The 21,184-nt window shown below is 69.8% G+C and carries 22 protein-coding genes; 13 read left to right on the forward strand and 9 right to left on the reverse strand.

Annotated features, from left to right (window positions below; genetic code table 11):
* The first annotated feature begins 320 nt into the window (after positions 1–320).
* From AC1Q9M_RS05455 to AC1Q9M_RS05475, 5 genes are all read left to right on the forward strand, one after another.
* Positions 321–1,286, forward strand: coding sequence for an ABC transporter substrate-binding protein (locus AC1Q9M_RS05455; RefSeq protein WP_382323206.1), 966 nt, complete (start codon positions 321–323; stop codon positions 1,284–1,286).
* The gene (locus tag AC1Q9M_RS05460; protein WP_492432807.1) at positions 1,283–3,934 is read left to right on the forward strand and encodes a PAS domain S-box protein; all 2,652 of its coding nucleotides are present in this window, start codon (positions 1,283–1,285) and stop codon (positions 3,932–3,934) included. Before AC1Q9M_RS05455 ends, AC1Q9M_RS05460 begins: the two co-directional genes overlap by 4 nt.
* Positions 3,931–4,362, forward strand: a complete 432-nt coding sequence (locus AC1Q9M_RS05465; protein ID WP_492432809.1) for a response regulator — start codon at positions 3,931–3,933, stop codon at positions 4,360–4,362. Before AC1Q9M_RS05460 ends, AC1Q9M_RS05465 begins: the two co-directional genes overlap by 4 nt.
* 25 nt (positions 4,363–4,387) lie before the next feature.
* Entirely contained in the window at positions 4,388–4,834 is a 447-nt protein-coding gene (locus AC1Q9M_RS05470) for a universal stress protein (RefSeq protein WP_291118152.1), read from the forward strand.
* A 99-nt stretch (positions 4,835–4,933) separates the two neighbouring features.
* The gene (locus AC1Q9M_RS05475; RefSeq protein ID WP_382323208.1) at positions 4,934–6,019 is read left to right on the forward strand and encodes a hypothetical protein; all 1,086 of its coding nucleotides are present in this window, start codon (positions 4,934–4,936) and stop codon (positions 6,017–6,019) included.
* 6 nt (positions 6,020–6,025) lie between these two features.
* Here AC1Q9M_RS05475 and AC1Q9M_RS05480 read toward each other — a convergent pair whose 3' ends face one another.
* Positions 6,026–6,727, reverse strand: a complete 702-nt coding sequence (locus AC1Q9M_RS05480) for an ArsR/SmtB family transcription factor (protein WP_382323209.1) — start codon at positions 6,725–6,727, stop codon at positions 6,026–6,028.
* A gap of 339 nt (positions 6,728–7,066) precedes the next feature.
* Complete coding sequence (locus tag AC1Q9M_RS05485) at positions 7,067–7,636, reverse strand: DUF2889 domain-containing protein (protein WP_382323210.1); 570 nt, start codon at positions 7,634–7,636, stop codon at positions 7,067–7,069.
* Between the two features lie 104 nt (positions 7,637–7,740).
* Here AC1Q9M_RS05485 and AC1Q9M_RS05490 point away from each other — a divergent pair, with 104 nt between their 5' ends.
* Positions 7,741–8,253 (forward strand): cupin domain-containing protein, encoded by a 513-nt coding sequence (locus tag AC1Q9M_RS05490; protein WP_382323211.1) that lies wholly within the window; start codon positions 7,741–7,743, stop codon positions 8,251–8,253.
* A 142-nt stretch (positions 8,254–8,395) separates the two neighbouring features.
* Positions 8,396–9,133 (forward strand): hypothetical protein, encoded by a 738-nt coding sequence (locus AC1Q9M_RS05495; protein ID WP_382323212.1) that lies wholly within the window; start codon positions 8,396–8,398, stop codon positions 9,131–9,133.
* Between the two features lie 4 nt (positions 9,134–9,137).
* On the opposite strand, the gene AC1Q9M_RS05500 is transcribed toward AC1Q9M_RS05495, so the two are convergent.
* The 6 genes from AC1Q9M_RS05500 to AC1Q9M_RS05525 form a co-directional block, all read right to left on the reverse strand.
* Positions 9,138–10,235, reverse strand: a complete 1,098-nt coding sequence (locus AC1Q9M_RS05500) for a protein-glutamate methylesterase/protein-glutamine glutaminase (RefSeq protein ID WP_444688508.1) — start codon at positions 10,233–10,235, stop codon at positions 9,138–9,140.
* 13 nt (positions 10,236–10,248) lie between these two features.
* Complete coding sequence (cheD, locus tag AC1Q9M_RS05505) at positions 10,249–10,908, reverse strand: chemoreceptor glutamine deamidase CheD (protein ID WP_382161895.1); 660 nt, start codon at positions 10,906–10,908, stop codon at positions 10,249–10,251.
* The gene (locus AC1Q9M_RS05510; protein WP_382323213.1) at positions 10,895–11,785 is read right to left on the reverse strand and encodes a CheR family methyltransferase; all 891 of its coding nucleotides are present in this window, start codon (positions 11,783–11,785) and stop codon (positions 10,895–10,897) included. The genes cheD and AC1Q9M_RS05510 overlap by 14 nt, the downstream gene beginning before the upstream one ends.
* A gap of 57 nt (positions 11,786–11,842) precedes the next feature.
* Complete coding sequence (locus tag AC1Q9M_RS05515) at positions 11,843–13,972, reverse strand: chemotaxis protein CheA (protein WP_382323214.1); 2,130 nt, start codon at positions 13,970–13,972, stop codon at positions 11,843–11,845.
* A gap of 40 nt (positions 13,973–14,012) precedes the next feature.
* The gene (locus tag AC1Q9M_RS05520) at positions 14,013–14,375 is read right to left on the reverse strand and encodes a response regulator (protein ID WP_291113599.1); all 363 of its coding nucleotides are present in this window, start codon (positions 14,373–14,375) and stop codon (positions 14,013–14,015) included.
* A 61-nt stretch (positions 14,376–14,436) separates the two neighbouring features.
* Positions 14,437–14,880, reverse strand: a complete 444-nt coding sequence (locus AC1Q9M_RS05525; protein ID WP_444688506.1) for a hypothetical protein — start codon at positions 14,878–14,880, stop codon at positions 14,437–14,439.
* A 159-nt stretch (positions 14,881–15,039) separates the two neighbouring features.
* On the opposite strand from AC1Q9M_RS05525, the gene AC1Q9M_RS05530 reads away from it, so the two are divergent.
* The 5 genes from AC1Q9M_RS05530 to AC1Q9M_RS05550 are packed head-to-tail and all read left to right on the forward strand — an operon-like array spanning position 15,040 to position 19,270.
* Positions 15,040–16,188, forward strand: a complete 1,149-nt coding sequence (locus AC1Q9M_RS05530) for a hybrid sensor histidine kinase/response regulator (RefSeq protein WP_382161883.1) — start codon at positions 15,040–15,042, stop codon at positions 16,186–16,188.
* Positions 16,166–16,795 carry a response regulator gene (locus tag AC1Q9M_RS05535; protein ID WP_382161880.1) on the forward strand — a complete coding sequence of 210 codons (630 nt, stop codon included), beginning with the start codon at positions 16,166–16,168 and terminating at the stop codon, positions 16,793–16,795. The genes AC1Q9M_RS05530 and AC1Q9M_RS05535 overlap by 23 nt, the downstream gene beginning before the upstream one ends.
* Positions 16,796–16,805: 10 nt before the next feature.
* Positions 16,806–17,192: a DUF2845 domain-containing protein gene (locus AC1Q9M_RS05540; RefSeq protein ID WP_382323216.1), complete on the forward strand. Its 387-nt coding sequence runs from the start codon at positions 16,806–16,808 to the stop codon at positions 17,190–17,192.
* Between the two features lie 51 nt (positions 17,193–17,243).
* Positions 17,244–18,818 (forward strand): MFS transporter, encoded by a 1,575-nt coding sequence (locus AC1Q9M_RS05545; RefSeq protein ID WP_382161866.1) that lies wholly within the window; start codon positions 17,244–17,246, stop codon positions 18,816–18,818.
* Between the two features lie 26 nt (positions 18,819–18,844).
* Positions 18,845–19,270: a hypothetical protein gene (locus AC1Q9M_RS05550; protein WP_492432818.1), complete on the forward strand. Its 426-nt coding sequence runs from the start codon at positions 18,845–18,847 to the stop codon at positions 19,268–19,270.
* Here AC1Q9M_RS05550 and AC1Q9M_RS05555 read toward each other — a convergent pair.
* The gene (locus AC1Q9M_RS05555; RefSeq protein ID WP_492432820.1) at positions 19,209–20,093 is read right to left on the reverse strand and encodes a dienelactone hydrolase family protein; all 885 of its coding nucleotides are present in this window, start codon (positions 20,091–20,093) and stop codon (positions 19,209–19,211) included. The genes AC1Q9M_RS05550 and AC1Q9M_RS05555 overlap by 62 nt on opposite strands.
* 95 nt (positions 20,094–20,188) lie before the next feature.
* Here AC1Q9M_RS05555 and AC1Q9M_RS05560 point away from each other — a divergent pair, with 95 nt between their 5' ends.
* Positions 20,189–21,163: a GlxA family transcriptional regulator gene (locus tag AC1Q9M_RS05560; RefSeq protein WP_492432822.1), complete on the forward strand. Its 975-nt coding sequence runs from the start codon at positions 20,189–20,191 to the stop codon at positions 21,161–21,163.
* Positions 21,164–21,184: the final 21 nt, after the last annotated feature.

Below are 21,184 nucleotides of genomic sequence, written 5' to 3' on the forward strand. Positions count from 1 at the left end.
GTGCGGCAGTGGCGCCGGGCTCAGGCGCATCTGGGCGCCCAGGCAACGGACAGGTTCACCGGGCGCAGCACGTCGATGCGCGCGGGCCCCAGGAGGTCGTGCAGGGACAGGCCGTGGAGGTCGATCATGCGCAGTGGGGGTGGCAAAGCGGGCAAAAGTTCAGTTTTGCGGCCTGTCGTGGCCAAGGGATGGTCCGAAACCGCCCTTGATGGTGACAGAATGTTTTGATGGCAGATGGGATGCGGGGCAATTCGGGACTCGAAGGGAGGCTCGCTGGACAGGGTGCTGTCCTCGGGTGGTGGCTGCGCGCCCGCGCGGCCTTGGGCTGGCTGGCCTGTGTGGGCGCGCTGGCGGGTCTGATGGCCTGCAGCGAGCCGCCCCAGCCACCGCTGGTGGTCGGTCTCAACACCTGGGTCGGCTACGACCCGCTGGTGCTCGCGCGCGACCGGGGCCTGGCCGATGCGAAGCAGGTGAAGGTGGTGGAGCTCATCTCCAGCGCGGAGGCCCTGCGCCATCTGCGCAACGGTTTGCTGGACGCGGCGGGCCTCACCATGGACGAGGCCCTGCGCCTGGTCGACGGCGGCTTCGACGTGCGCATCGTCGCGCTGCTCGACACCTCGGCCGGTGCCGACGTGGTGGTGGCCGCGCCGCGCATCACGAGTCTGCAGAAACTGCGCGGTGAACACATCGCGGTGGAAGACGCCACCGTGGGCACGCTGATGCTCGAACGCCTGCTGCGCAAGGCGAACCTGCGGCGCGAGGACGTGACCGTGTTGCGCATGGACGCCACGCAGCACAAGACGGCGCTGCTGAGCGACCGCGTGGCCGCGGCGGTGAGCTACGCGCCGATCGACGGGCCGATCCAGGCCCTGGGCTACCGCGCCATCTTCGACAGCCGCCAGATGCCGGGCGAGATCGTCGACGTGCTGGTGGTGCGGGGCGAGGTGTTGCGCCAGCGCCCCGAGGCGGTGGACGCGCTGATGGCGGCCTGGGCCGCCGGCCTCAACGTGATGCGGCTGGACCCGGGTGGCGCGGCCACCTCGCTGGCGCCCGGCGCCGACCTGACACCCGCGCAATACCAGGCGGTGCAGCGGGGGCTGCGCTTCTATTCACCCGAGGAGTCGCTGGCCATGCTCACCGGCAACCCACCCCCGCTGGCGCAGCAGGGCGAGGGCGTGGCCCGCCTGCTGGTGGAACTCGGGGTGCTGCGCTCGGCCCCCAACTGGGCCGCGCTGATCGACACCACACCGGCGCTGCGCGCACCGACCGCGGGGCCCTTGCCATGAAGCCGGTGACCCGCCTGCTCTCCCTTCCCGCGCGCTGGCTCGCGCCTTTTCTGCTGGCCGCCTTCGCCCTCACGACCACGGGCGTCAACCTGGCGATGCAGTGGCGCGAGGTCGATCAGCAGGTGACCGACAGTGAGACCCGGCGCCTGCGCGAACGCCTGGGTGTGGAGCAGAGCCGGCTGAGCGCCGAGACCGGCAACGCCAACACGCTGCTGGTGCGCCGGCTCGTGGGCGGGCTGGGCCTGTACAGCGGCATGCAGCACGCCTACCTGATCGATGCGCGCGGCGTGGTGCTGGCGTCGCTGATGCGCACCGACATCGGCCTGCCGTTCGCCGATCTGCAGGGTCTCTACCCCGAGCTCGAGGGCGTGAAACCCCTGTTGGCCGAGCCCATGGCCGGCGCCACCCTGCAGGTGGGGCGCGCGGCCGGTTCATCCCTCCTGTTTGGCCGGGCGGCGCTGGAGCCGGGGCACGAGTTGCTCACCGTCGTCGACCTGAGCCAGCCCATGGCCGTGCGCTTCGTGGGCATGCGCTCGCAGGTGCTGCGCGAGAGCCTGGTCCTGCTCGTGCTGGTGGCCCTGCTCGCGCTGCTCCTGCACTGGGTCTGGTTCCGGCGCGCCGAGCAGCTGGCCCGTGCCCTGACCTCCATGGGCGAAGGCCAGTTGCAGGCGCGCACCGGGCTGCAGGGGCGCGACGAACTCGCGCTGATCGGCGCCGCCGCCGACCGCATGGCCGAGCGCCTGCAGGCCAGCCACGCGCAGCTGCAGCGCATGAACGACGTGGTGGACCGCTCGCCGCTGGTGGTGATCGAGTGGGACAACGTGATCGGCTGCCCGATCCGCTACGTGAGTCCCTCGATCGCCCAGTGGGGCTACGCGCCCGAGCCGCTGCTGCAGGGCCGCATGACCTACGACGACCTGATCCACCCCGACGACGTGGGCCAGGTCAACGCCGAGATCGACGGCTACCTGAAGCACGGGCCGGACACCTACCGCCAGGAATACCGCCTGCGCTGCGCCGATGGCCGCTGGATCTGGATCGACGACCGCAGCGCGCTCACCCGCAATGCCGAAGGCCAGGTCACGGCCATCAGTGGCGTGCTGCTGGACATCACGGTGCAGAAGGAAGCGCAGATCGCGCAGCGCGAGCAGGCCGAGTTCCAGCGCCTGTTCTACGAGCTGCCCCTGATCGGCATGGCGATTTCCTCGCCCCACAGCACCAGCTGGCTGCAGGTCAACGACCGGCTGTGCCAGATCCTGGGCTATCCGCGCGAGGAGCTGCTGCAGCGGACCTGGTCCGAGATGACCCCGGCGCCCGATCTGGAGCGCAACCTCGCGCTGCTCGACCGCATGAAGGCCGGCCTGACCGACAGCTACCAGATGCACAAGCGCTTCGTGCGCCGGGACGGCAGCTTCGTGCACACCGAGATCCACGTGCGCGCGGTGCGCGAGCCCGACGGCGCGCTCAAGCACCTGTTCTCCATCGTGCAGGACATCACCGAGCGGCTGCAGACCAGCCAGGCCCTGAGCGACCAGAAAGGCCTGCTGGAGCAGGCCGAGGCCATGGCCGGCCTGGGCAGCTGGCTGTACGACTCGCATACCAAACACATCTGGTGGTCGCGCCAGATGTACCGCAACATCGGCCGCGACATCGCGCAGGGCCCGCCGCCCACCCTCAAGGACTACCTCGACTGCCTGCACCCGGACGACCGCGAGCGCGTGGCGCGTTTCATGCGCGCCCTGCCGAGCAACCGGGGCCGCCTGCACGCCGAGTTCCGCCGCCACCCCTCGCTCGGGCCCGAGCGCTGGTTCCGGGGCGGCGTCGAATGCCGCGCGCTGGCGGAAAACGCCGGCCACCACTACAGCGGCACCCTGCTCGACATCACGCAGATCAAGCAGGCGCAGATGAACCTGGAGCGCATCAACGCCCGGCTGGAGCAGCGCGTGGCCGAGCGCACCGAGCAGCTCAGCGCCGCCAACCGCGAACTCGAAGCCTTCTCGTACACCGTCTCGCACGACCTGAAGGCGCCGCTGCGTGGCATCGACGGCTACAGCCAGCTGCTGCAGGAAGAGCACAGCGAGCGGCTGGACGACGAAGGCCGGCAGTTCATTGGCCGCATCCGGCGCGGCGTGCAGCAGATGGGCGCCCTGATCTCGGACCTGCTGGACTACTCTCGCATGGAGCGCCGCACCATGGAACACCAGGCGGTGGAATTGCGCCCGCTGCTGGACCTCGTGCTCGAAGGCCACGCGGCCGACATCGCGGCCGCCCGCACCGAGCTGCGCCTGCAGCTCGAGCCCATGACCCTGCAGCTGGACCGCGAGGGGCTCGCGGTGGTGCTGCGCAACCTGGTCGGCAACGCCATCAAGTTCAGCCAGGGGCGCCAGCCGCCCCGGGTGGAGATCGGCTCGCGCAGCGAAGCGGGGCGGCGCATCCTCTGGGTGCGCGACAACGGCGTGGGCTTCGACATGAAGTACCACGACCGCATCTTCGGCATCTTCCAGCGCCTGCAGCGCGCCGAGGACTACGCCGGCACCGGCGTGGGCCTGGCGCTGGTGGCCAAGGCGGTGCAGCGCATGGGCGGCCGCGTGTGGGCCGAGAGCGCACCGGACCAGGGCGCCACGTTCTATCTGGAGTTCCCGTCATGAGCGCCGCCAAACCGCTGCCGTCCATCCTGCTGGTGGAGGACAACCCGATGGACATGGACCTTACCCTGCGGGCTTTCAACAAGAAGAAGTTCTCCAACACCATCCATGTCGCGCGCGACGGCGAGGAGGCGCTGGCCTGGTTGCCCCGCTGGGAAGCCGGCGAGGCCCTGCCCGCCGTGATCCTGCTCGACCTCAACCTGCCGCGCGTCAACGGCCTGGAGGTGTTGCAGCAGCTCAAGACCCATCCGCGCTTTCGCAGCATCCCCGTGGTGATATTGACATCGTCGCGGGAGGACAGCGACCTCAAGTCCGCCTACGATCTGGGGGTGAGCTCGTACATCGAGAAACCGGTGAGCTTCAGCAAGTTCATCGAGGTGGCCGAGCGCATCGAGCTGTACTGGTGCGTGCTCAACGAGCGGCCCTACTGACCACAAGACAAGGAATGGAAAGACCATGCTGAAAATCCTCATCCCCGTCGATGGTTCCTCGCACGCCCTGCTGGCCGTGCACCACGCGCTGCGGCTCGTGGGCGCCGGTCTGAAGGCGCGCTTCGTGGTGGCCAACGTGCAGGAGTCGGCCAACCTCTACGAGCTCGTGGTGGCGCACGACCCGGCGGTCCTGCAGCAGGTGAGCGAGGCCGCCGGGCGCGACCTCGTGCGCCCGGCCGTCGCCTTGCTCAGCGCCGCGGGCCTGCAGGTCGAGTCGGCCGTGGCCAGCGGCGACCCGGCCCACCGGCTGGCCGAGATCCTGGAAGGCCATGCCTGCGACGCCGTCATCATGAGCACGCGCGGCGGCGGCCTGCGCTCGGCCGTGCTGGGCTCGGTGTCGCAGGACATGGTGCAGCGCTCGCCCGTGCCCGTGACCCTGGTGAAGGTGCCCGAAGACGCGGCACCCGACTGACGCCGGCGGCACCGCCGCACCGAGGAGCCGGCCCAGGCCGGCTCTTCGCTCGTTCACCGATCCCCCTTCGGCTTTACTTCCCGTTCCACACCCCTGCCCGTGACCCTGCTCTTTGCCGCCCCCGATGCCTCCGGCGCGCTTCGCTTCATCGGCGAAGTCGAGCGCGGGGCCGACTGCGGCTGCCGGTGCCCGGTGTGTGGCAGCGCCCTGGTGGCGCGCCAGGGGGCCGCCAACGAATGGCATTTCGCGCACGAGGCCTCGCAGGAGCGGCCCGAATGCGCGGCGGCGGCGGCCAGCATGCTGCGCCGCTTCATGCTCGAACACCTGCAGGCCCGGGGCGAGGCCGGCGCGCTCTCGCTTCCGCCGTACCAGCAGCGGGTGGCGATCGTGCGCGCCCTGATCAACGTGCACGAAGACGTGCAATGGGGCGCCCAGGCGATGGGCGCGCTGCAATGGCTGTCCGAGGCGGCGCTGCACGAACCGGTGGCGCGCGCGCGGCTCGACACCGGCGCGGACCTGCACCTGTTCGTGACGGTCGGCGAGGCCGAACCGCCACCCCCCGACACGGGCTGCGCGCAGCTGGTGTTTCGCTGCCGCCTGCCGCCGGCCTCGGTGCTGCGCGATCGCCACGCGGCCGAGCAACACCTGGCGCAGCACGGGGAACTGGCCTGGGTCCACCACCCGGACACGCTGGGCCTGGTCGCGGCCGCGCAGGCGCGGCTGGAAGCGCGCGGCCGCCAGATCTATGCCAACTGGCTGGCCATGGCCGATGCCGCCGGTGGCCCGGCCACCGTCGTCGACACCCGCCCGCCGCCGCTGTTCTATGGGCCCAGCACACGCACCGAACCCAAGGAGGCGCCGCGGTATGCCTGCGCGCCCGCGCATGCGCCGAACGTGAGCTTCACGCTCTACCGCTTGTCGCCCACCGAAGCCTGGTTGCTCTACCTGCTCGAACGCGTGGGCCCGCTCGACTGGCGCACCGCCACGGAGAAGTTCTACGCGCTGGCGCCGTACCCGGGCCCTTTCGAAGGCTGGGCTCAGGCCTTGCCGCTCAGCGTGGGTGTGGCCGACCTGGATGTGGGCATCGTGCGCTGCACGGGTTTTCTGAACGCGGTCACCTACCTCTCGCGCCGCTCGCAACTCACGCGCAGCGGCCGCGACCCGATGGCTTTCCAGGGCGTGTGAGGCCCATCAGGCCGCGCGGCCGGCCGCCTGCTCCAGCCGGGGCAGCAGTTCGCGCTGCCCCTTGGGCGTGAGGTCCAGCACCCGACCGCCGCCGCGCCGCAGCCAGCCTTGGGTGGTGAGGTGCTGGAGGATGTCGTCGGCCAGCTGGCCGGCCAGGTGGTCGCGCCGTTCCGACCAATCCAGACAGGGGTAGGCAAAGCGCCGGCTGGCGCGGGGTGGCGCGGGCTGCAGGTCCAGGTGGTCGGACAGCCACGTGTGCCCGGCCTCGGTGAGGGCGTAGCCGCCGGCCTGGGCCGCCAGCGCGCCCCGGGTCTGCAGGGCGTCGTGCAGCAGGATGCCCAGGCGCCCCGCCATGTGGCCGTAGCAGCAGCGGGCGTAGCGCAGGCGTTGGCGCTCGGGATGGGCCCAGGCCTGGTCGTGCACGTCGCGTTCGGCCACCAGGGCCAGCGCTTCGAGCGCGTGCGCCACGTCGGCGTCGGCCAGCCGGTAGTAGCGGTGCCGCCCGCGTGGCTCGCAGACCACGAAACGCGCGTCCAGCAGCTGGGCGAGGTGGCCGCTGGCGGTGGCGGGGGTCACCGAGGCCGCCTTGGCCAGCTCGCCCGCGCTGGCGAACTCGCCGCTCATGAGGTAGGACAGCATGCGCGAGCGCGCCGGGTCGGCCACCATGGCGGCCACGCGGGCGAGGCGGGGTTCGTGAGCGGCTTTCATGGGGTCAGCGTAACGCAGTCAGGGCGCCATGTGACACGCCTTGTTTCGGTGGGGGCCAAAGCGTTGCACCGGTCATCGGCGCCCAGGGGGAGCGGCTCCGCGAATGTCCCCGACCCGGCTTCGCCGGGTCTCCTCCTTCACTTCGCTGCGCCGCGCCCCCTGGGCACCGACGACCTCATTGGCACACGGCGAATGGGCGATCCAGCATCCCTTCTGGCGCATGGGCCTTTGGCGTTCTGCGCAGCGGGGTAAAGGAGGAGGCGGCACCAGCCGCCGGGGGACACCCGCGGAGCAGAGCGCCAAAGGCCCATGCGCCCGCGATGCAGTCGAATGAAGCGGCTAGGAAGTCACAGACGACGAGACCGGCGGTTGCCAGCGAAAGAACATCGGATACACCCGCTCCACCACCGGTCCATTGAAATCCCAGCCCACGCACTGGCCCAGGTGCGCGGGTGGGCGGCCATCGCCCTTGGGCGCGAACGCACCCGCGCCCGCGCAGGTCTGGAAGGCCGCCGTGGCGAGGTTGAACAGCAACTCCCGCAAATGCGTGCAGCCCTGCACGTCGCCCAGGTGGCGCTGGATGGTCTGGCGCCAACCGCGCCCCAGCACCTCACCCACCATGCGCTGCAGGTTGGGCATGGCCTCGGGACACGGACCGTGCGGAAAAGCGTCCATCGCGACCTCGACCGCGCGGATCACCATGCCCTCGTCGAAGGTGACGCGCAGGCGCATGTGGTGGATGGGCTCGCCCGCCAGCCAACGGCCTTCGTCGTGGATCTCGATGTCGTGCGGCTTGCTGTCGTGCAGTTCGCCTTCCACCTCCCACAGGCCGTCGTCGCGCCGGAAGCCCTGGTAGGTGACGCGCCGGGTGTGCATGGGCGTGCGGGGAGCGGGGGTGGGCAAGGGCAAGGCAGTTTCTCCGGACAACGTGGGGTCGAACCCCGCATTTTCCCGCCATGCGCCCTTGCGCGCAGACTGGCACACTCAAGACCCGCGATTCGGAGACACCCGCCATGGCCCACGAGCACCATCCCCACGCGCCCCATGACCCCGATCACCCTGCCGACCCGGACTGGAAACACGACGGCGTGCGCGTGATCCCGGGCAACCAGCTCGACGGCAACGTGCCCTCCACCCCGGGCATGGACCGCAAGGCCGCGATCAACTTCGCGCGCGTGGGCGCACAGAAACTCTGGGCCGGCACCGTCACCATCCACCCCGATGCCAAGACCGGCGCCCACCACCACGGCCCGCTGGAGAGCGTGATCTACGTGGTGCGCGGCCGGGCGCGCATGCGCTGGGGCGAACAGCTGGAGTTCACCGCCGAGGCGGGCCCGGGCGACTTCATCTACGTGCCACCCTACGTGCCGCACCAGGAAATCAACGCCAGCCCCACCGAGGCGCTGGAGTGCGTGCTCTGCCGCAGCGATGGGCAGGCGGTGGCGGTCAACCTGGACATCGAACCGGTGGAAAAACCCGAGCAGGTGCTCTGGGTGGACCCGACGCACCCGACCGGCGGCGTCTGAGGCGGCCGCCCATCGGCCCGTCCGTCTGTCGGCCCCGCGCGCCGGGAGGCGAAGAAAGTTCTCAAGTTCGTGTGTTCCCGGCCGAAAACCCGGCAAGAACACCGGGCTTGTCTCGCCCGGTGGCCGCCGTGAGGGGAAGCCCATGCTGAACATTTCGAGCACCACTGCCGTGTCCTGGCCGACGCCGGTGTCCACCGCCGTCGCGCCGGTGTCGCCGGTCGCCGCCGTGCAGCCCGTGCAGGCGGGCGGCAACGACGGCAAGGCCCAGACCGGTTTTGGCCGCGAAGGCCGCACCGCCACGCCGTCGCAGGCCGCTGCCGCCGCCCGCGCGGCCGTGGACGGGCGCGCCGCGGCGACCGACGATGACGCCGCCGCGCTGCCGGCTTCGCGCAGCGCCTCCGGTGTGCCAGCGGCGCCGCAGGACGTGGCCGCCCAGCGGCAGGCCCAGCAGGAAGCCGCCCAGGTGGCCGAACAGCGCCAGGCCAAGGACAAGAAGGCGGTGGAGCACCTGCAGAACGTGCTCTCCCGCATGTGGGAGGCCAGCGCCGCCGTGGTGGACCGCGCGCTGGGCATCGAGCCCGCGAAGGGCAGCGAACTGCCCGGCAACCAGAGCGATACCGCGCCCGACCTGTCGGCGGTGACGGCCTCGATGATCCCGCGCAAGCCCCTGACAGCGGACCGCCCGGACCGGCCGGCGATGGAGCAACTGCCCTGGCCGGTGATGCCCGAAGGCGGCGAGGTCGCCGAGGCGGTGGAACTGGACGTGGTCGGTGATGGCGTGGGCCCCGAGGCCATGGCCGAGCTGGTGGCCTACGACGAACACGGCCACGGCAGCGCCGCGCCGGTGGAAGCCGGCACGCTTCTCAGCGAGCGGGTCTGAACGATCAAATCCGGTGCCGCACGCCCGAGGGCGAGCTGGCCAGCCGGTTCAACACCGCATTGGCGATCTGGTTGAGCGGCAGCACCTCGTGCGCCGCGCCGTGCTGGATGGCCATGCGCGGCATGCCGAACACCACGCAGCTGGCCTCGTCCTGCACGTAGTTGTAGCTGCCGGCGTCCTTCATCTCGCGCATCGCGGCGGCGCCGTCGCCCCCCATGCCGGTGAGCATGATGCCCAGGGCGTTGGGGCCGAGCACGCGCGCGGCCGACTTGAACAGCACCTCCACCGAAGGGCGGTGGCGGTTCACGGGTTCGGTGTCTTCCAGCACGGCCACGTAGTTGGAGCCGCTGCGGTCGATGCGCAGGTGGCGGCCACCCGGGGCGATGTAGGCGTGGCCGGGCAGGATGCGCTCGCCGTCGCGCGCTTCGGCCACGCGGATGCGGCACAGCGTGTTGAGGCGGTTGGCAAAACTGGTGGTGAAACCCGGCGGCATGTGCTGGGTGATCACGATGCCCGGTGCGTCGGCCGGCATGGGCACCAGCACCTCGCGGATGGCCTCGGTGCCGCCGGTGGACGAACCGATGCAGATGATCTTTTCGGTGGACAGGCGCGGCAGCGGCGCGCGCGGCGGCTCGGCGGCGTGGCCGGCAGCGGTGGGCGTGGCCTGGGCGGTTCCCGGGGCGGCGGCCAGGCGCTTCACATGGGCCTTGGCGGCCACGCGGATCTTGTCGACGATGTCGCCGGCCAGTTCGTTCAGGCCGCTGCTCACGCCGATGCGCGGCTTGGCCACGAAATCGACCGCGCCCATCTCCAGCGCGCGCAGCGTGATCTCGGCTCCCTGCTCGGTCAGGGTGGAGACCATCACCACCGGCATCGGGCGCAGGCGCATCAGCCGCGAGAGGAACTCCAGGCCGTCCATGCGCGGCATTTCCACGTCGAGCGTGATCACGTCGGGGTTGAGTTCGCGGATCATCTCGCGCGCCACCAGCGGGTCGCTGGCCGCGCCGATGCAGGCCATGTCGGGCTGGCGGTTGATGATTTCGGTGAGCAGGCTGCGCACCAGGGCCGAGTCGTCGACCACGATGACCTTGATTTTTGCCATGTTGTTTTCTCCCTTAGAACAGATCCACCGAGCCGCCGGCCGTGGCCTTGGCCACGACGGCCGCGCTGCCCTTGCGTTCCTGGGTCTCGATGGTTTCGGGGTGCGAGTGCGCCAGGCGCTTGACCATGGCCTTGCCCGTAGCCGGGAAGTAACACACCTTGCGCGGGTAGATGTCGAGCACGTCCTTGGAGACCACGGCGATGCGCTCGGTCTGCAGGTAGTCGAGCACGAAGGCGGTGTTGCGCTCACCCACGTTCATGGTGGTGAAGGTGTGCATCACCTGCCCGCCGCCGAATACCTTGGCCTGCATGCTCTCGCGCCGGGCGCCGAGCTTGATCATCTCGTTGATCAGCAGTTCCATCGCGTAGGAGCCGTAGCGCCCGCTCGAATCGTTGCCGCCGTCGGGCAGCATGAAGTGGTTCATGCCGCCCACGCGCACGCGCGGGTCCCAGATGCAGGCGGCGATGCAGGAGCCCAGCACCGTCATCACCACCAGGTCGTCGGCGGTCACGTAGTACTCGCCCGGCAGGACCTTCACCGCGTCGTGCTTGAAGTGGTGGTCCTGGTAGAAGAAGCTGGCCTCGCCCGGCTTGGTGGGGCGCCCTCTGAGGGCGTCCAGCCGGGATGTCGTGCCCGCGGACGGGCGCGTGGCCACGGCGTCAAATGCGCTCATACACGGTCTTTCCGCGCAGGGCGAAGAGGTTGCGGGCGTCGCTGAAGTTCTCCGCGTGGCCCACGAACAGCATGCCGCCGGGCTTCATCACGCGGTGGATGCGCTCGAGCACGGCGCGCTGCGTGGCGGCGTCGAAGTAGATCATCACGTTGCGGCAGAACACCACGTCGAAGGGTTCGCGGAACGGCAGGTTCTCGATCAGGTTGACGCTCAGGAATTCCATGTGCTTCTGCAGCTCGGGCTTCACGCGCATCAGGCCGGCGTTGCCCGCCTTGCCGCGCATGAAGAAGCGCTGCAGGCGCTCGGGGCTCAGGCCCTTGACGCCGTCGGCCTTGTAGATGCCGCGCTGCGCGGTGGCCAGCACCTTGGTGTCGATGTCGCTGTTGACGATCTGGAATGAGCCTGAAGCCCCCAGCGCCTCGGTGGCCGTCATGGCGATGGAGTAGGGCTCCTCGCCGGTGGAGGCGGCCGAGCACCAGATGCGCCAGGCCTGCGTGCGTTTGGCGGCCAGCAGGTCGTTCAGGATGCCGAAGTGGTGCGATTCGCGAAAGAACGCGGTGAGGTTGGTGGTCAGCGCGTTGATGAACTCCTGCCACTCGGCGCCGTCGTGCTGCTCCAGCCAGTCAAGGTAGGTCTTGAAACTGTCGTGACCGGTCTCGCGCAGGCGGCGCGAGACGCGGCTGTAGACCATGGCGTGTTTGCCGTCGTGCAGGCTGATGCCGGCCTTCTTGTAGATCAGGGCCTTGATGCGCGTGAAGTCGTCGTTGGACCAGACGAATTCTCGGCCTTCGGTCAGGGGGCCGTCTTCGGGTGCGGGCGCGCTCGCCCGGCCCGTGGGCAAGGGGGAGCGCTTCGGGGGCGTGGTCTGCAGCAGCATGGGGTCCTGACTGAGGAAAAGCGGGGGGCGCCAGGCAGCGGGGCGAAAGGACTCAGGTCAGTGGCGTGAGCGGCGCACCAGGCCGGAGGTGTCCAGGATCAGCGCGACCTTGCCGTCGCCCAGGATGGTGGCGCCCGAGACGTTGGGCACCTTGCGGTAGTTGGACTCCAGGTTCTTGATCACCACCTGTTGCTGGCCCAGCAGTTCGTCGACCATCAGCGCCACGCGCGAGCCTTCGGCCTCCACCACCACCATGATGGGGCTGGTGCCGTTGAACTCGAAACGCGGCACCTGGAACACGCGCTCGAGTTCGACCACGGGCATGTATTCGTCGCGCACCTTCACCACCTGGGCGCCCTGCGCCATGGTGTTGATGTCGCTCGGCTTGATCTGGAAAGACTCGATCACGTTGGACAGCGGCAGGATGTACACCTCGTCGCTCACGCGCACCGACATGCCGTCCATGATGGCCAGCGTGAGCGGCAGGCGCACCGAGACGCGCATGCCGAAGCCTTCGGCCGAATCGATCTCCACCGTGCCGTTGAGCGCGGCGATGTTCTTCTTGACCACGTCCATCCCCACACCTCGGCCGGACACGTCGGTTACTTCCTCGGCGGTGGAGAAACCGGGCGCGAAGATCAGGTTCCAGACCTCGGTGTCGGTCAGCGTGTCGGGTGCGTCGATGCCCTTCTCGCGCGCCTTGCGCAGCAGCTTCTCGCGCGAGAGGCCCTTGCCGTCGTCGCGCACCTCGATCAGGATCGAGCCGCCTTCGTGCGTGGCCGACAGCGTGATCGTGCCGTTTTCGCTCTTGCCCTTGGCGCGGCGCTCCTCCGGCATCTCGATGCCGTGGTCGCAGCTGTTGCGGATCAGGTGGGTCAGCGGGTCGGTGATCTTCTCCACCAGGCCCTTGTCGAGTTCGGTCGATTCGCCCTGCGTGACCAGCTCGACCTTCTTGCCCAGCTTGGTGGCGAGGTCGCGCAGCATGCGCGGGAAGCGGTTGAACACCACGGACATGGGGATCATGCGGATCGACATCACCGCTTCCTGCAGGTCGCGGGTGTTGCGGTCCAGGTCGGCCAGGCCGGCCAGCAGGGGCTGGTTGTCCTTGTCGTCGAGTTCGCGGCTCTTCTGCGCGAGCATGGCCTGGGTGATGACGAGTTCGCCCACCAGGTTGATGAGCTGGTCCACCTTGCTCACCGAGACGCGCAGCGTGCTCGATTCGAGGCCGGCACCGGCGGCGGCGCGGGCCTCCACCTTGGGGGTGGCCTTCGGGGTGGCACCCTCGGCGGTGGCGGCGGCGCGCACCGGCACGCCGGGAGCGCCTTCGAAGAAGCCGTAGTCGCGGCCTTCGGTGGTCGGGTTCGGGTGGCCGGTGCCCATGGGCTCGCCGTCTTCGCCGATGGTGATGTTCGGTGCGGCCGGTTGGGCCTGTTGCTCGACGATGCGGATGTCGTCCTTGCCCACGTGGAAGGTGAACAGGTCCATCAGGTCGCTGTCGCTGGCCGAGGTGCGGGCGCGCCAGACGCGGCGCGTGCTCAGGTCGCAGGGCAGGGCCTCGACCGTGCCCAGGCCCGGAATGTCGCGGAACAGCTCGGCGATGCCGTCGGCCGAGGCCGGGTTCTCCAGCGGGCCGATGTGGATTTCCAGCTCGCGCTCGACCTTGGCGGCCTTGCGTGCGGGGGCCGGCGCCGGGGCGGCCACGGGAGCGGGCGCCGCGACCACCACGGGGGCCGGCGCGGGGGCTTCTTCTTCGACTTCGGCGTCCTCGCCGTGGGCCAGCACGCTGATGCGCGCGACCAGGTCGGCCGTGGCGGGGGGCTCGACGCCCCGGCCCTGGTGGGCGCCCAGCAGGCCGCGCAGCGCGTCGGAGGATTCCAGCAGCACGTCCACCATGGCGGCCGTGGGCGTCAGTTCATGGCGGCGCAGCTTGTCCAGCAGCGACTCCATCTGGTGCGTGAGTTCGGCCACGTCGGCAAAGCCGAAGGTGGCGGCACCGCCCTTGATCGAGTGCGCGCAGCGGAAGATGGCGTTGAGCTCCTCGTCGTCGGCCTTCTCCAGGTCGAGCGCGAGCAGCATCTGCTCCATCTGGTCGAGGTTCTCGCCGGCTTCTTCGAAAAAGATCGAATAGAACTGGCTCAGATCGATGTCGTTACCGAGGTTCTGGCCTTCGTTCATCATTTCACCCATCGGGGTTCTCCTTGGCCGCTTCTTGGGCAGCGCGTTTCAATCAGCGGATGACTTTCTGGATCACTTCGATCAGGCGGCCCGGATCGAAAGGCTTGACCAACCACCCGGTGGCACCGGCCGCGCGGCCGAGCTGCTTCATCTGGTCGCTGGACTCGGTGGTCAGGATCAGGATGGGCACGGACTTGAACTTGGGGTGCTCACGCAGCTTGCGCGTGAGGCCCAGCCCGTCCATGTTGGGCATGTTCTGGTCGGTCAGCACCAGGTCGATGCTGTGCGTCTGGGCTTTTTCCCAGGCGTCCTGACCGTCCACGGCCTCGACCACGTGGTAGCCCGCCCCGGTGAGGGTGAAGGACACCATTTTTCGCATGGACGCCGAGTCGTCTACGGCAAGAATCGATCGCATGGCTTACTCCGTTTGGAATCAAATATCGGCAATTGGGGCAAAGGCTTGAATCGGCCTGTGCTCAGAACAAGTCGATGGACCCGGCGTCCATCTCGCTTTGGGTCACCGGGCTGGGGCGCTCGGGCATGGGGTCGATGTCCATCGGCACCTCGCCTTCCTCGGGCTCCATGGTCTGGTCGGCCAGGCGCCAGGCGCAGCTCTGCAGCACCTTGCCGGTGTGCACGATCAGCTGGGTGGCCATGTCGTGGAACTGCAATTCGGTCACGGCCTGGTGCAGGCTCTGGCGGATCGGGCCGAACTCCTCGCCCCGTTCGGCGCTGAGGTGGCCCAGGGCCTGGTTGGCCGAACCGAAACGCTCCAGCAGGTTGCTGGTGGCGTGGTCGAGCAGGCCTTCGAGCCGCTGCAGGTCCGTCATGGCCATGAGCAGCGAATCCTGGAGGTCGGCCACCAGATTCACGGGCAGGGAGACAGACGGCGGGGTCTGCTGCATCGTCGGTAGTTCCATGGTGGGTGGTGAGGCGCTCGGCTACTGGGGTGGGTATTACAATTTTCGACAGCTGTCCGACCCTGTATCGACAGATAACGGGCCGAATTCAGCACCAATTTCCGCGTTGCCGGCCCAGCCCTGGGTGCAAAGTGGCATTCATCCCCCGAGAACACCAGAATGAGCGGACCGTCTCCAACCCCGGACAAGCGCTTTGTCCGCATCCTTCACCTGGAGGATTCGCGGGTGGACCACGCGCTCGTGAAATTCGCCCTGCAGCGCAGCCAGCTCGCCAGCGAGGTGGTGCTGGTGGACACGCTGGAGGACTTCCGCCGCGAGCTGCAGAGCGCCCACTACGACATCGTGCTGGCCGACTACCACCTGCCCGGCTTCACCGGCATGGACGCCTGGGACGAGGTGCGGGCGATGAAGCTGGAGATCCCGTTCGTCATCCTCTCCGGTGCCATTGGTGAAACGGCGGCGGTCGACGTGATGCACCGGGGCGTGAGCGATTACCTGCTCAAGGACAGCATGCACCGCCTGTCGCACGTGATCGAGCGCGCCATCGAGATCAGCGAAACCCGCCGCGCCAAGGCCGCGGCCGACGCCGAACTGGCCGAATCGCGCCGCCGCCTGGCCGAACTGGCCGAGCACCTGCAGACCAGCATCGAACAGGAACGCGCCGACATCGCGCGCGAGATCCACGACGACATCGGCGGCGCGCTCGCCGCCGTCAAGCTCGACCTGGCCTGGGTCGGCCGGCACGTGGAGCAGGGCGACGTGCAGCGCCACCTGGGCTCGGCCATGGAGATGCTGCAGCACGCCCTGGGCGCGAGCCAGCGCATCATGATGAACCTGCGCCCGCCCATCCTCGACCAGGGCCTGGTCGCCGCCGTGCTCTGGCTGGCCTCGGGCTTCGAGCGGCGCACCGGCCTGCGGGTGGTGGTGCGGCGCTCGTCCGAGACGCTGGACGTGCCGCGCGAATTCCAGCTGGTGGCCTACCGCACCGCGCAGGAGGCCATGACCAACGTGCAGAAGCACGCCGAGGCCAGCTCGGTCGACATCGACCTGAGCGACCGCGAAGGCGTGCTCACCCTCGAAGTGACCGACAACGGCAAGGGCCTGGACGCCCAGGCCCTGCGCAAGGCCAAGTCCTTCGGCCTGCTGGGCCTGCGCGAGCGTGCCGTCAAGGTGGGCGGCTGGCTCGACGTGAGTTCCTCGCCCCGCGGCACCTCGGTCATTCTGTCGATACCCTTGCAGACTTCCAGCAACCCGGACAATGCGGCGCAGGCCGACGAGGAACCCCATGATCAAGGTGATTTTGTGTGACGACCACGCCATGGTGCGGCGCGGCATCCGCGACACCATTTCGGAAGCCACCGACATCCAGGTGGTCGGCGAGGCCGGCAGCTACCCCGAACTGCGCGACCTGATGCGCAAGGTCGAGTGCGACGTGCTCGTGCTCGATCTGAACATGCCCGGGCGCGGTGGCCTGGAGGTGCTGGGCACGCTCAAGGAAGAGGGCTCCACCGTCAAGACCCTGGTGGTCTCCATGTACCCGGAAGACCAGTACGCCATCCGCTGCCTGCGCGCGGGCGCGCGCGGCTACCTGAACAAGGCCGGCGAGCCGGCCGAGCTGGTGGCCGCCATCCGCACCGTGATGCAGGGCCGCAAGTACGTGACGCCCGACGTGGCGCAGATGCTGGTGGACACGCTCAACGCCCCCGAAAGCGAGGAGCTGCACGCCAGCCTGTCCGAGCGCGAACTGCAGACCCTGCAGAAGATCGCCTCGGGCAAGAAGCTCTCGGACATCGCCGAAGAACTCATGCTCAGCCCCAAGACCGTGAGCGTGTACCGCGCGCGCGTGCTGGAAAAGCTGCACCTGGCGAACAACGCCGAACTCACCGTCTACGCGATCCGCAACGGCATCGTGTAGCCCGCCCGCCATGTTCGCCCCAGCTGCTCGACCGCCCTCGACCCTGCCGGGCTGGCGGTGGCTGGCGGGCCTGGGGCTGCTCGTGGCCTTGCTGGTTGGTGCGACCCCGGCACGCGCGGAATCGTTGCGCTGCGCCGGCGGCATCGCGGCCGAAGGCGATTCGAAACTCTCGCTGATGGCCAAGTGCGGCCAACCCGTGCTGACCGACACCTACTGCGCGCCGCTCTACCAGAACCCCCACTACTACCCGGTGCCCGAACCCTACGCCAGCCGCATCCTGCCCTGCCAGGTCACCGAGGAATGGCTGTACGACCGGGGCCCCGGCAACCTGTTCGCCACGGTGCGCCTGCGCTCGGGCGTGGTGCTCTCCATTACCTACGGCCACACGCCGCGCTGAGGCTTGGGGCGCGCTCCCGCGTACCCCGGGGGGTGTGCGGAATAATGGGCCATGTCCACATCCATCTGGAGCCCGCTTCGCCAACCCGCTTTCCGGGGGCTCTGGATCTGCGGCGCGGTGTTCTTCATCGGCAGTGGCATGCAGACCATGGCCGCCGCCTGGCTCATGGTCGAGCTCACCGGCTCCTCCTTCTTGGCCGCGCTGGTGCAGACGGCGGTGTTCCTGCCCATGTTCCTGCTGGCGTTGCCCGCCGGGGTGTTGGCCGACACCACCGATCGCCGCCGCCTGATCTCGGGCGCGCTGATCGCCCAGGTGGGCGCGAGCGTGCTGCTGGCCGCTCTGGTGCTGGCGGGCTGGGGTGGGCCGGCCTCGGTGCTGTTCCTGGTCTTCGTCTGCGGCTGCTGCACGGCGGTGCTCACGCCGGCCTGGAATTCCTCGGTGGTCGACCCGGTGCCGCGCCCCGAGTGGCCGCAGGCCATCACCGCCATCGGCATCGCCTACAACGCCGCGCGCGCCATCGGCCCCACGCTGGCCGGCCTGCTGTTCGCGCGCCTGGGCGCGGGCTGGGTGTTCGTGGTCACGGTGTTCACCACGGTGGTGATGTGGGAGTCGATCCGCCGCTGGCCGCCGCGCGCGCACCCGCCGTCCAGCCTGCCGGCCGAGCGCCTGTGGGGCGGCACGCTCAGCGGCCTGCGTTTCGCCTGGCACTCGCGCATCATCCTGGCGCAGCTGGTGCGGGTGATGGCGTTCAGCGCGGCCGGTTCGGCGCTCTGGGCCCTGCTGCCCGTGATCGCGCAGCGCCAGCTGGGCACCGGCGCCGAAGGCTTCGGCCTGCTCATGGGCTGCCTGGGCACCGGGGCGGTGGCTTCGGGCCTTGTCATCGGTCGGCTGCGCGCGCGTTTCTCGCTCGACGCCATCGTGGCCGTGGCCTGCGTGGTGTTCGCCGCCGTGATGCTGGTGGCCGCCTGGGTGCGTGTGCCGGCGGTGGTGTACGTGGCCATGGCGTTCGGCGGCGCGGCCTGGATGGCCACCATGTCCACCTTCAACACCGCCACCCAGGCCAGCGCGCCGCCCTGGGTGCGCTCGCGCGCGGTGGCGCTGCACATCGTCTCCGCGCTCGGTGCGTTCGCCATCGGTTCGGCCTTCTGGGGCGCGGTGTCCGACATCGCGGGCCTCACCGCCGCGCTCGCCGCGGCCGGCGTGCTCATGGCCGCGGGCCTGCTGCTGGCGCGCCCCTTCCCCTTGCGCGTGGGCGCGGACCACGAAGTGACCCAGGGCACGCCGTGGGACGAGCTCTTCGTGGAGGCCGAGCCCAGCCCCGAGTCCGGACCGATCGCGGTGGAGGTGGGCTACCGCATCCGCCCCGGTGTGGACGAGGCTTTTCTCGACACCATCGCCCAGATGAAAGCGCCGCGCCGCCGCGACGGCGCCACGTTCTGGCGGGTCTACAAGGACCTGGGTGAACCCTCGCGTTATGTGGAGCGCTTCATCGTCACCTCCTGGGCCGACTACCTGCACCAGCGCGCGCGCGCCACCGTAGCCGACCGCGCGATCGAGACCGAGGTGCGCGCCTTCCTGGCCGAGGGCGAGAGCGCACGCATGTCGCACTACATCGCCGAACGTTGATCCGGCGCCCCACCGAAAGGCACACCATGAAGTTCCCACACCTCGCCTGCATGGCCGCGATCGCCGTCGCCCTGGCCGCCTGCCAGGACCGCACGCCCGCAGCCGCGCCAGCAGCCGGCGCGAGTGCCCCGGCCGCGCCGGCACCTGCGCCCACACCTGCTGCGCCCGCCCCGGCCACCGATGCCTGGTTGGGCCAATGGAACGGGCCTGAAGGCACCTACCTCCAGATCGCGGGCAGCGGTGGCCAGTACGAGGTGACCATCCGCAACCTCGACGGCCCCCGCACGTTCCCGGGCAAGGCGGCGGGTGATGCGCGCATCGAGTTCGAGCGCGACGGCGTGAAGGAATCCCTGCGCGCCACCAACGGCGCCGAGACCGGGATGAAGTGGCTCAGCGAGAAGAAGAACTGCCTGACGGTTCGAGCGGGCGAGGGCTACTGCCGGGATTCCTGAGCCGCTGCGTGAAGAAGGCCAGGATCTCGTCGCGCGCCGCGAGGGTGGGCTGGCCGGCCTCATCGATCAGGTGCGCCGTCACCACGCTGTGCGGGCTGTTCACCACCTGCTCGAAGAACGGGGGCAGGGCCGTCCGGTTGGCGGCGCTGTCGGGCAGCACCCGCGCCACGAAGCGCGGGCCCAGCGCGGCTTCGTAGGCCTTGAAGCGCTCGGCCTTGCAGAACTTGTCGCCCGCGAAGCGGTAGGCCATCACCGTGAGGTCCTCGCGCTCCAGGCGCGAGCGCACCTCGGCCAGGTCCTCGGGCCCGATCTCCAGGCCGGCTGGGTCGTCCAGCGGCAGCGAAGGCTGCGACAGCACGGGCGCCAGCATCGACGGCTCCAGCATCATCGTGAGCGCGAAATTGCCGGTGAAGCACATGCCGATGGCGCCCACGCCAGGGCCGCCGCAAGCCGCGTGCGCGTGCCGGGCCAGCAGCCTCAGCCAGCGCGTCACCGGGCTGGCCTGGTTGGGCCCCTTGCGGTTGGCGAACGCGCGGAACTCCGCGCTCACACAGGCGCGCTGCATCACGGCCATGCCCGCTTCGGCCTCGGGCACCGCGCCGTCCACCCCGAACAGCGACGGCATGTAAACCGTGAAACCCGCGTCGCGCACCCAGCGCGCGAAGCGGGCCACGTGCGGGCTGATGCCCGGCATCTCGGTCATGACGATCACCGCCGGCCCATGGCCGGCCACATGCACGCGCTTGGTGACGCCATCCAGCATGATCTCGCGCGCCTCGAAATCGTCGAGGGTGTCGTGTTCGGTCAGATTCGGGTGAGGCATGTCCTGGCTCTCTGGAGATGGAAGGGCCTTGATTGCACCAAGGCCGGCGCTACACTGCCAGTGTCTGTTTCGACATCTTTCAAGCCATTCCTGCCATGCGTGATTTCACCGTTCTCGTGCTGCCCGGGGCCTGGGGGAGTGGGGTGGCCGTCACGCTGGACGTGTTGAGCGCGGCGGCGGCCATCGCGCCCCGGCTCGCCTTGCCGCAGCCCACCTGGCGCGTGTGCTCGCCCGACGGTGGCCCGGTGGCGCTCGGCCACGGCCTGCAATTGCAGACGCACGCCCTGCCGGCCCGAGCGGGTCGCGACAGCTCGACCTGGATCGTGCCTGGCCTGGGGGTGGACCAGGCCTCGGCGCTGGCCGACCGCCTGGCGCGCGACGACGCGCGGGCCGCCAGCGAGGGCCTGCGGCGGCACTCGGCGCGGGGCGGCGAGGTGGCCGCGTCCTGTTCCGCTGTGTTCCTGCTGCAGGCGGCGGGTCTGCTGGATGGCCGGCGGGCCACCACCTCGTGGTGGCTGGCGCCGCGCCTGCAAGGCCTGGCACCCCTGTGCCGCGTGGACGCGGACCGCATGGTCTGCGCCGACGGCCCCGTCACCACGGCCGGTGCCGCGCTGGCGCAGACCGACCTCATGCTCCACCTGCTGCGCACCCGCTTCGGCCCGGCGCTGGCGGACGCGGTGAGCCGCGTGCTGCTCATCGACGGCCGCCAGGCGCAGGCGCCCTTCGTGCTGCCCGCCATGCAGTCCAACGGCAACGAGCTGATCGGCCGCCTGACGCAACACATCGAATCCGCCTTGCCCCACCCGCCTGACGTGGCGGCGCTGGCCGAGGCCTTCGCCATGTCGCCGCGCACCCTGGCGCGGCACGTCAAAGCCGCCACCGGCCGCGGCGCGCTGGCGCTCGTGCAGAGCGTGCGGCTCAACCGCGCGCGCATGCTGATCGAGCGCAGCCGCCTGACGATCGAGCAGGTGGCGGCCCAGGTGGGCTACGAAGACGCGACCGCCCTGCGGCGCCTCATGCGAAAGTCGGCCGGGGCCTCGCCCAGCCGCTTCCGTTCGGGCCCGCATTGAACTCCCCCACACCTCCAACGC

Source organism: Hydrogenophaga sp. GW823-FHT04C09, assembly GCF_058796355.1.

Coding starts and splice junctions, on each gene's coding strand:
- AC1Q9M_RS05460 (WP_492432807.1), top strand. CDS start 1,283: ATGAAGCCGGTGACCCGCCTGCTCTCCCTTCCCGCGCGCTGGCTCGCG.
- AC1Q9M_RS05465 (WP_492432809.1), top strand. CDS start 3,931: ATGAGCGCCGCCAAACCGCTGCCGTCCATCCTGCTGGTGGAGGACAAC.
- AC1Q9M_RS05470 (WP_291118152.1), top strand. CDS start 4,388: ATGCTGAAAATCCTCATCCCCGTCGATGGTTCCTCGCACGCCCTGCTG.
- AC1Q9M_RS05480 (WP_382323209.1), bottom strand. CDS start 6,727: ATGAAAGCCGCTCACGAACCCCGCCTCGCCCGCGTGGCCGCCATGGTG.
- AC1Q9M_RS05490 (WP_382323211.1), top strand. CDS start 7,741: ATGGCCCACGAGCACCATCCCCACGCGCCCCATGACCCCGATCACCCT.
- AC1Q9M_RS05495 (WP_382323212.1), top strand. CDS start 8,396: ATGCTGAACATTTCGAGCACCACTGCCGTGTCCTGGCCGACGCCGGTG.
- AC1Q9M_RS05500 (WP_444688508.1), bottom strand. CDS start 10,235: ATGGCAAAAATCAAGGTCATCGTGGTCGACGACTCGGCCCTGGTGCGC.
- cheD (WP_382161895.1), bottom strand. CDS start 10,908: ATGAGCGCATTTGACGCCGTGGCCACGCGCCCGTCCGCGGGCACGACA.
- AC1Q9M_RS05510 (WP_382323213.1), bottom strand. CDS start 11,785: ATGCTGCTGCAGACCACGCCCCCGAAGCGCTCCCCCTTGCCCACGGGC.
- AC1Q9M_RS05515 (WP_382323214.1), bottom strand. CDS start 13,972: ATGGGTGAAATGATGAACGAAGGCCAGAACCTCGGTAACGACATCGAT.
- AC1Q9M_RS05520 (WP_291113599.1), bottom strand. CDS start 14,375: ATGCGATCGATTCTTGCCGTAGACGACTCGGCGTCCATGCGAAAAATG.
- AC1Q9M_RS05525 (WP_444688506.1), bottom strand. CDS start 14,880: ATGGAACTACCGACGATGCAGCAGACCCCGCCGTCTGTCTCCCTGCCC.
- AC1Q9M_RS05530 (WP_382161883.1), top strand. CDS start 15,040: ATGAGCGGACCGTCTCCAACCCCGGACAAGCGCTTTGTCCGCATCCTT.
- AC1Q9M_RS05535 (WP_382161880.1), top strand. CDS start 16,166: ATGATCAAGGTGATTTTGTGTGACGACCACGCCATGGTGCGGCGCGGC.
- AC1Q9M_RS05540 (WP_382323216.1), top strand. CDS start 16,806: ATGTTCGCCCCAGCTGCTCGACCGCCCTCGACCCTGCCGGGCTGGCGG.
- AC1Q9M_RS05545 (WP_382161866.1), top strand. CDS start 17,244: ATGTCCACATCCATCTGGAGCCCGCTTCGCCAACCCGCTTTCCGGGGG.
- AC1Q9M_RS05550 (WP_492432818.1), top strand. CDS start 18,845: ATGAAGTTCCCACACCTCGCCTGCATGGCCGCGATCGCCGTCGCCCTG.
- AC1Q9M_RS05555 (WP_492432820.1), bottom strand. CDS start 20,093: ATGCCTCACCCGAATCTGACCGAACACGACACCCTCGACGATTTCGAG.
- AC1Q9M_RS05560 (WP_492432822.1), top strand. CDS start 20,189: ATGCGTGATTTCACCGTTCTCGTGCTGCCCGGGGCCTGGGGGAGTGGG.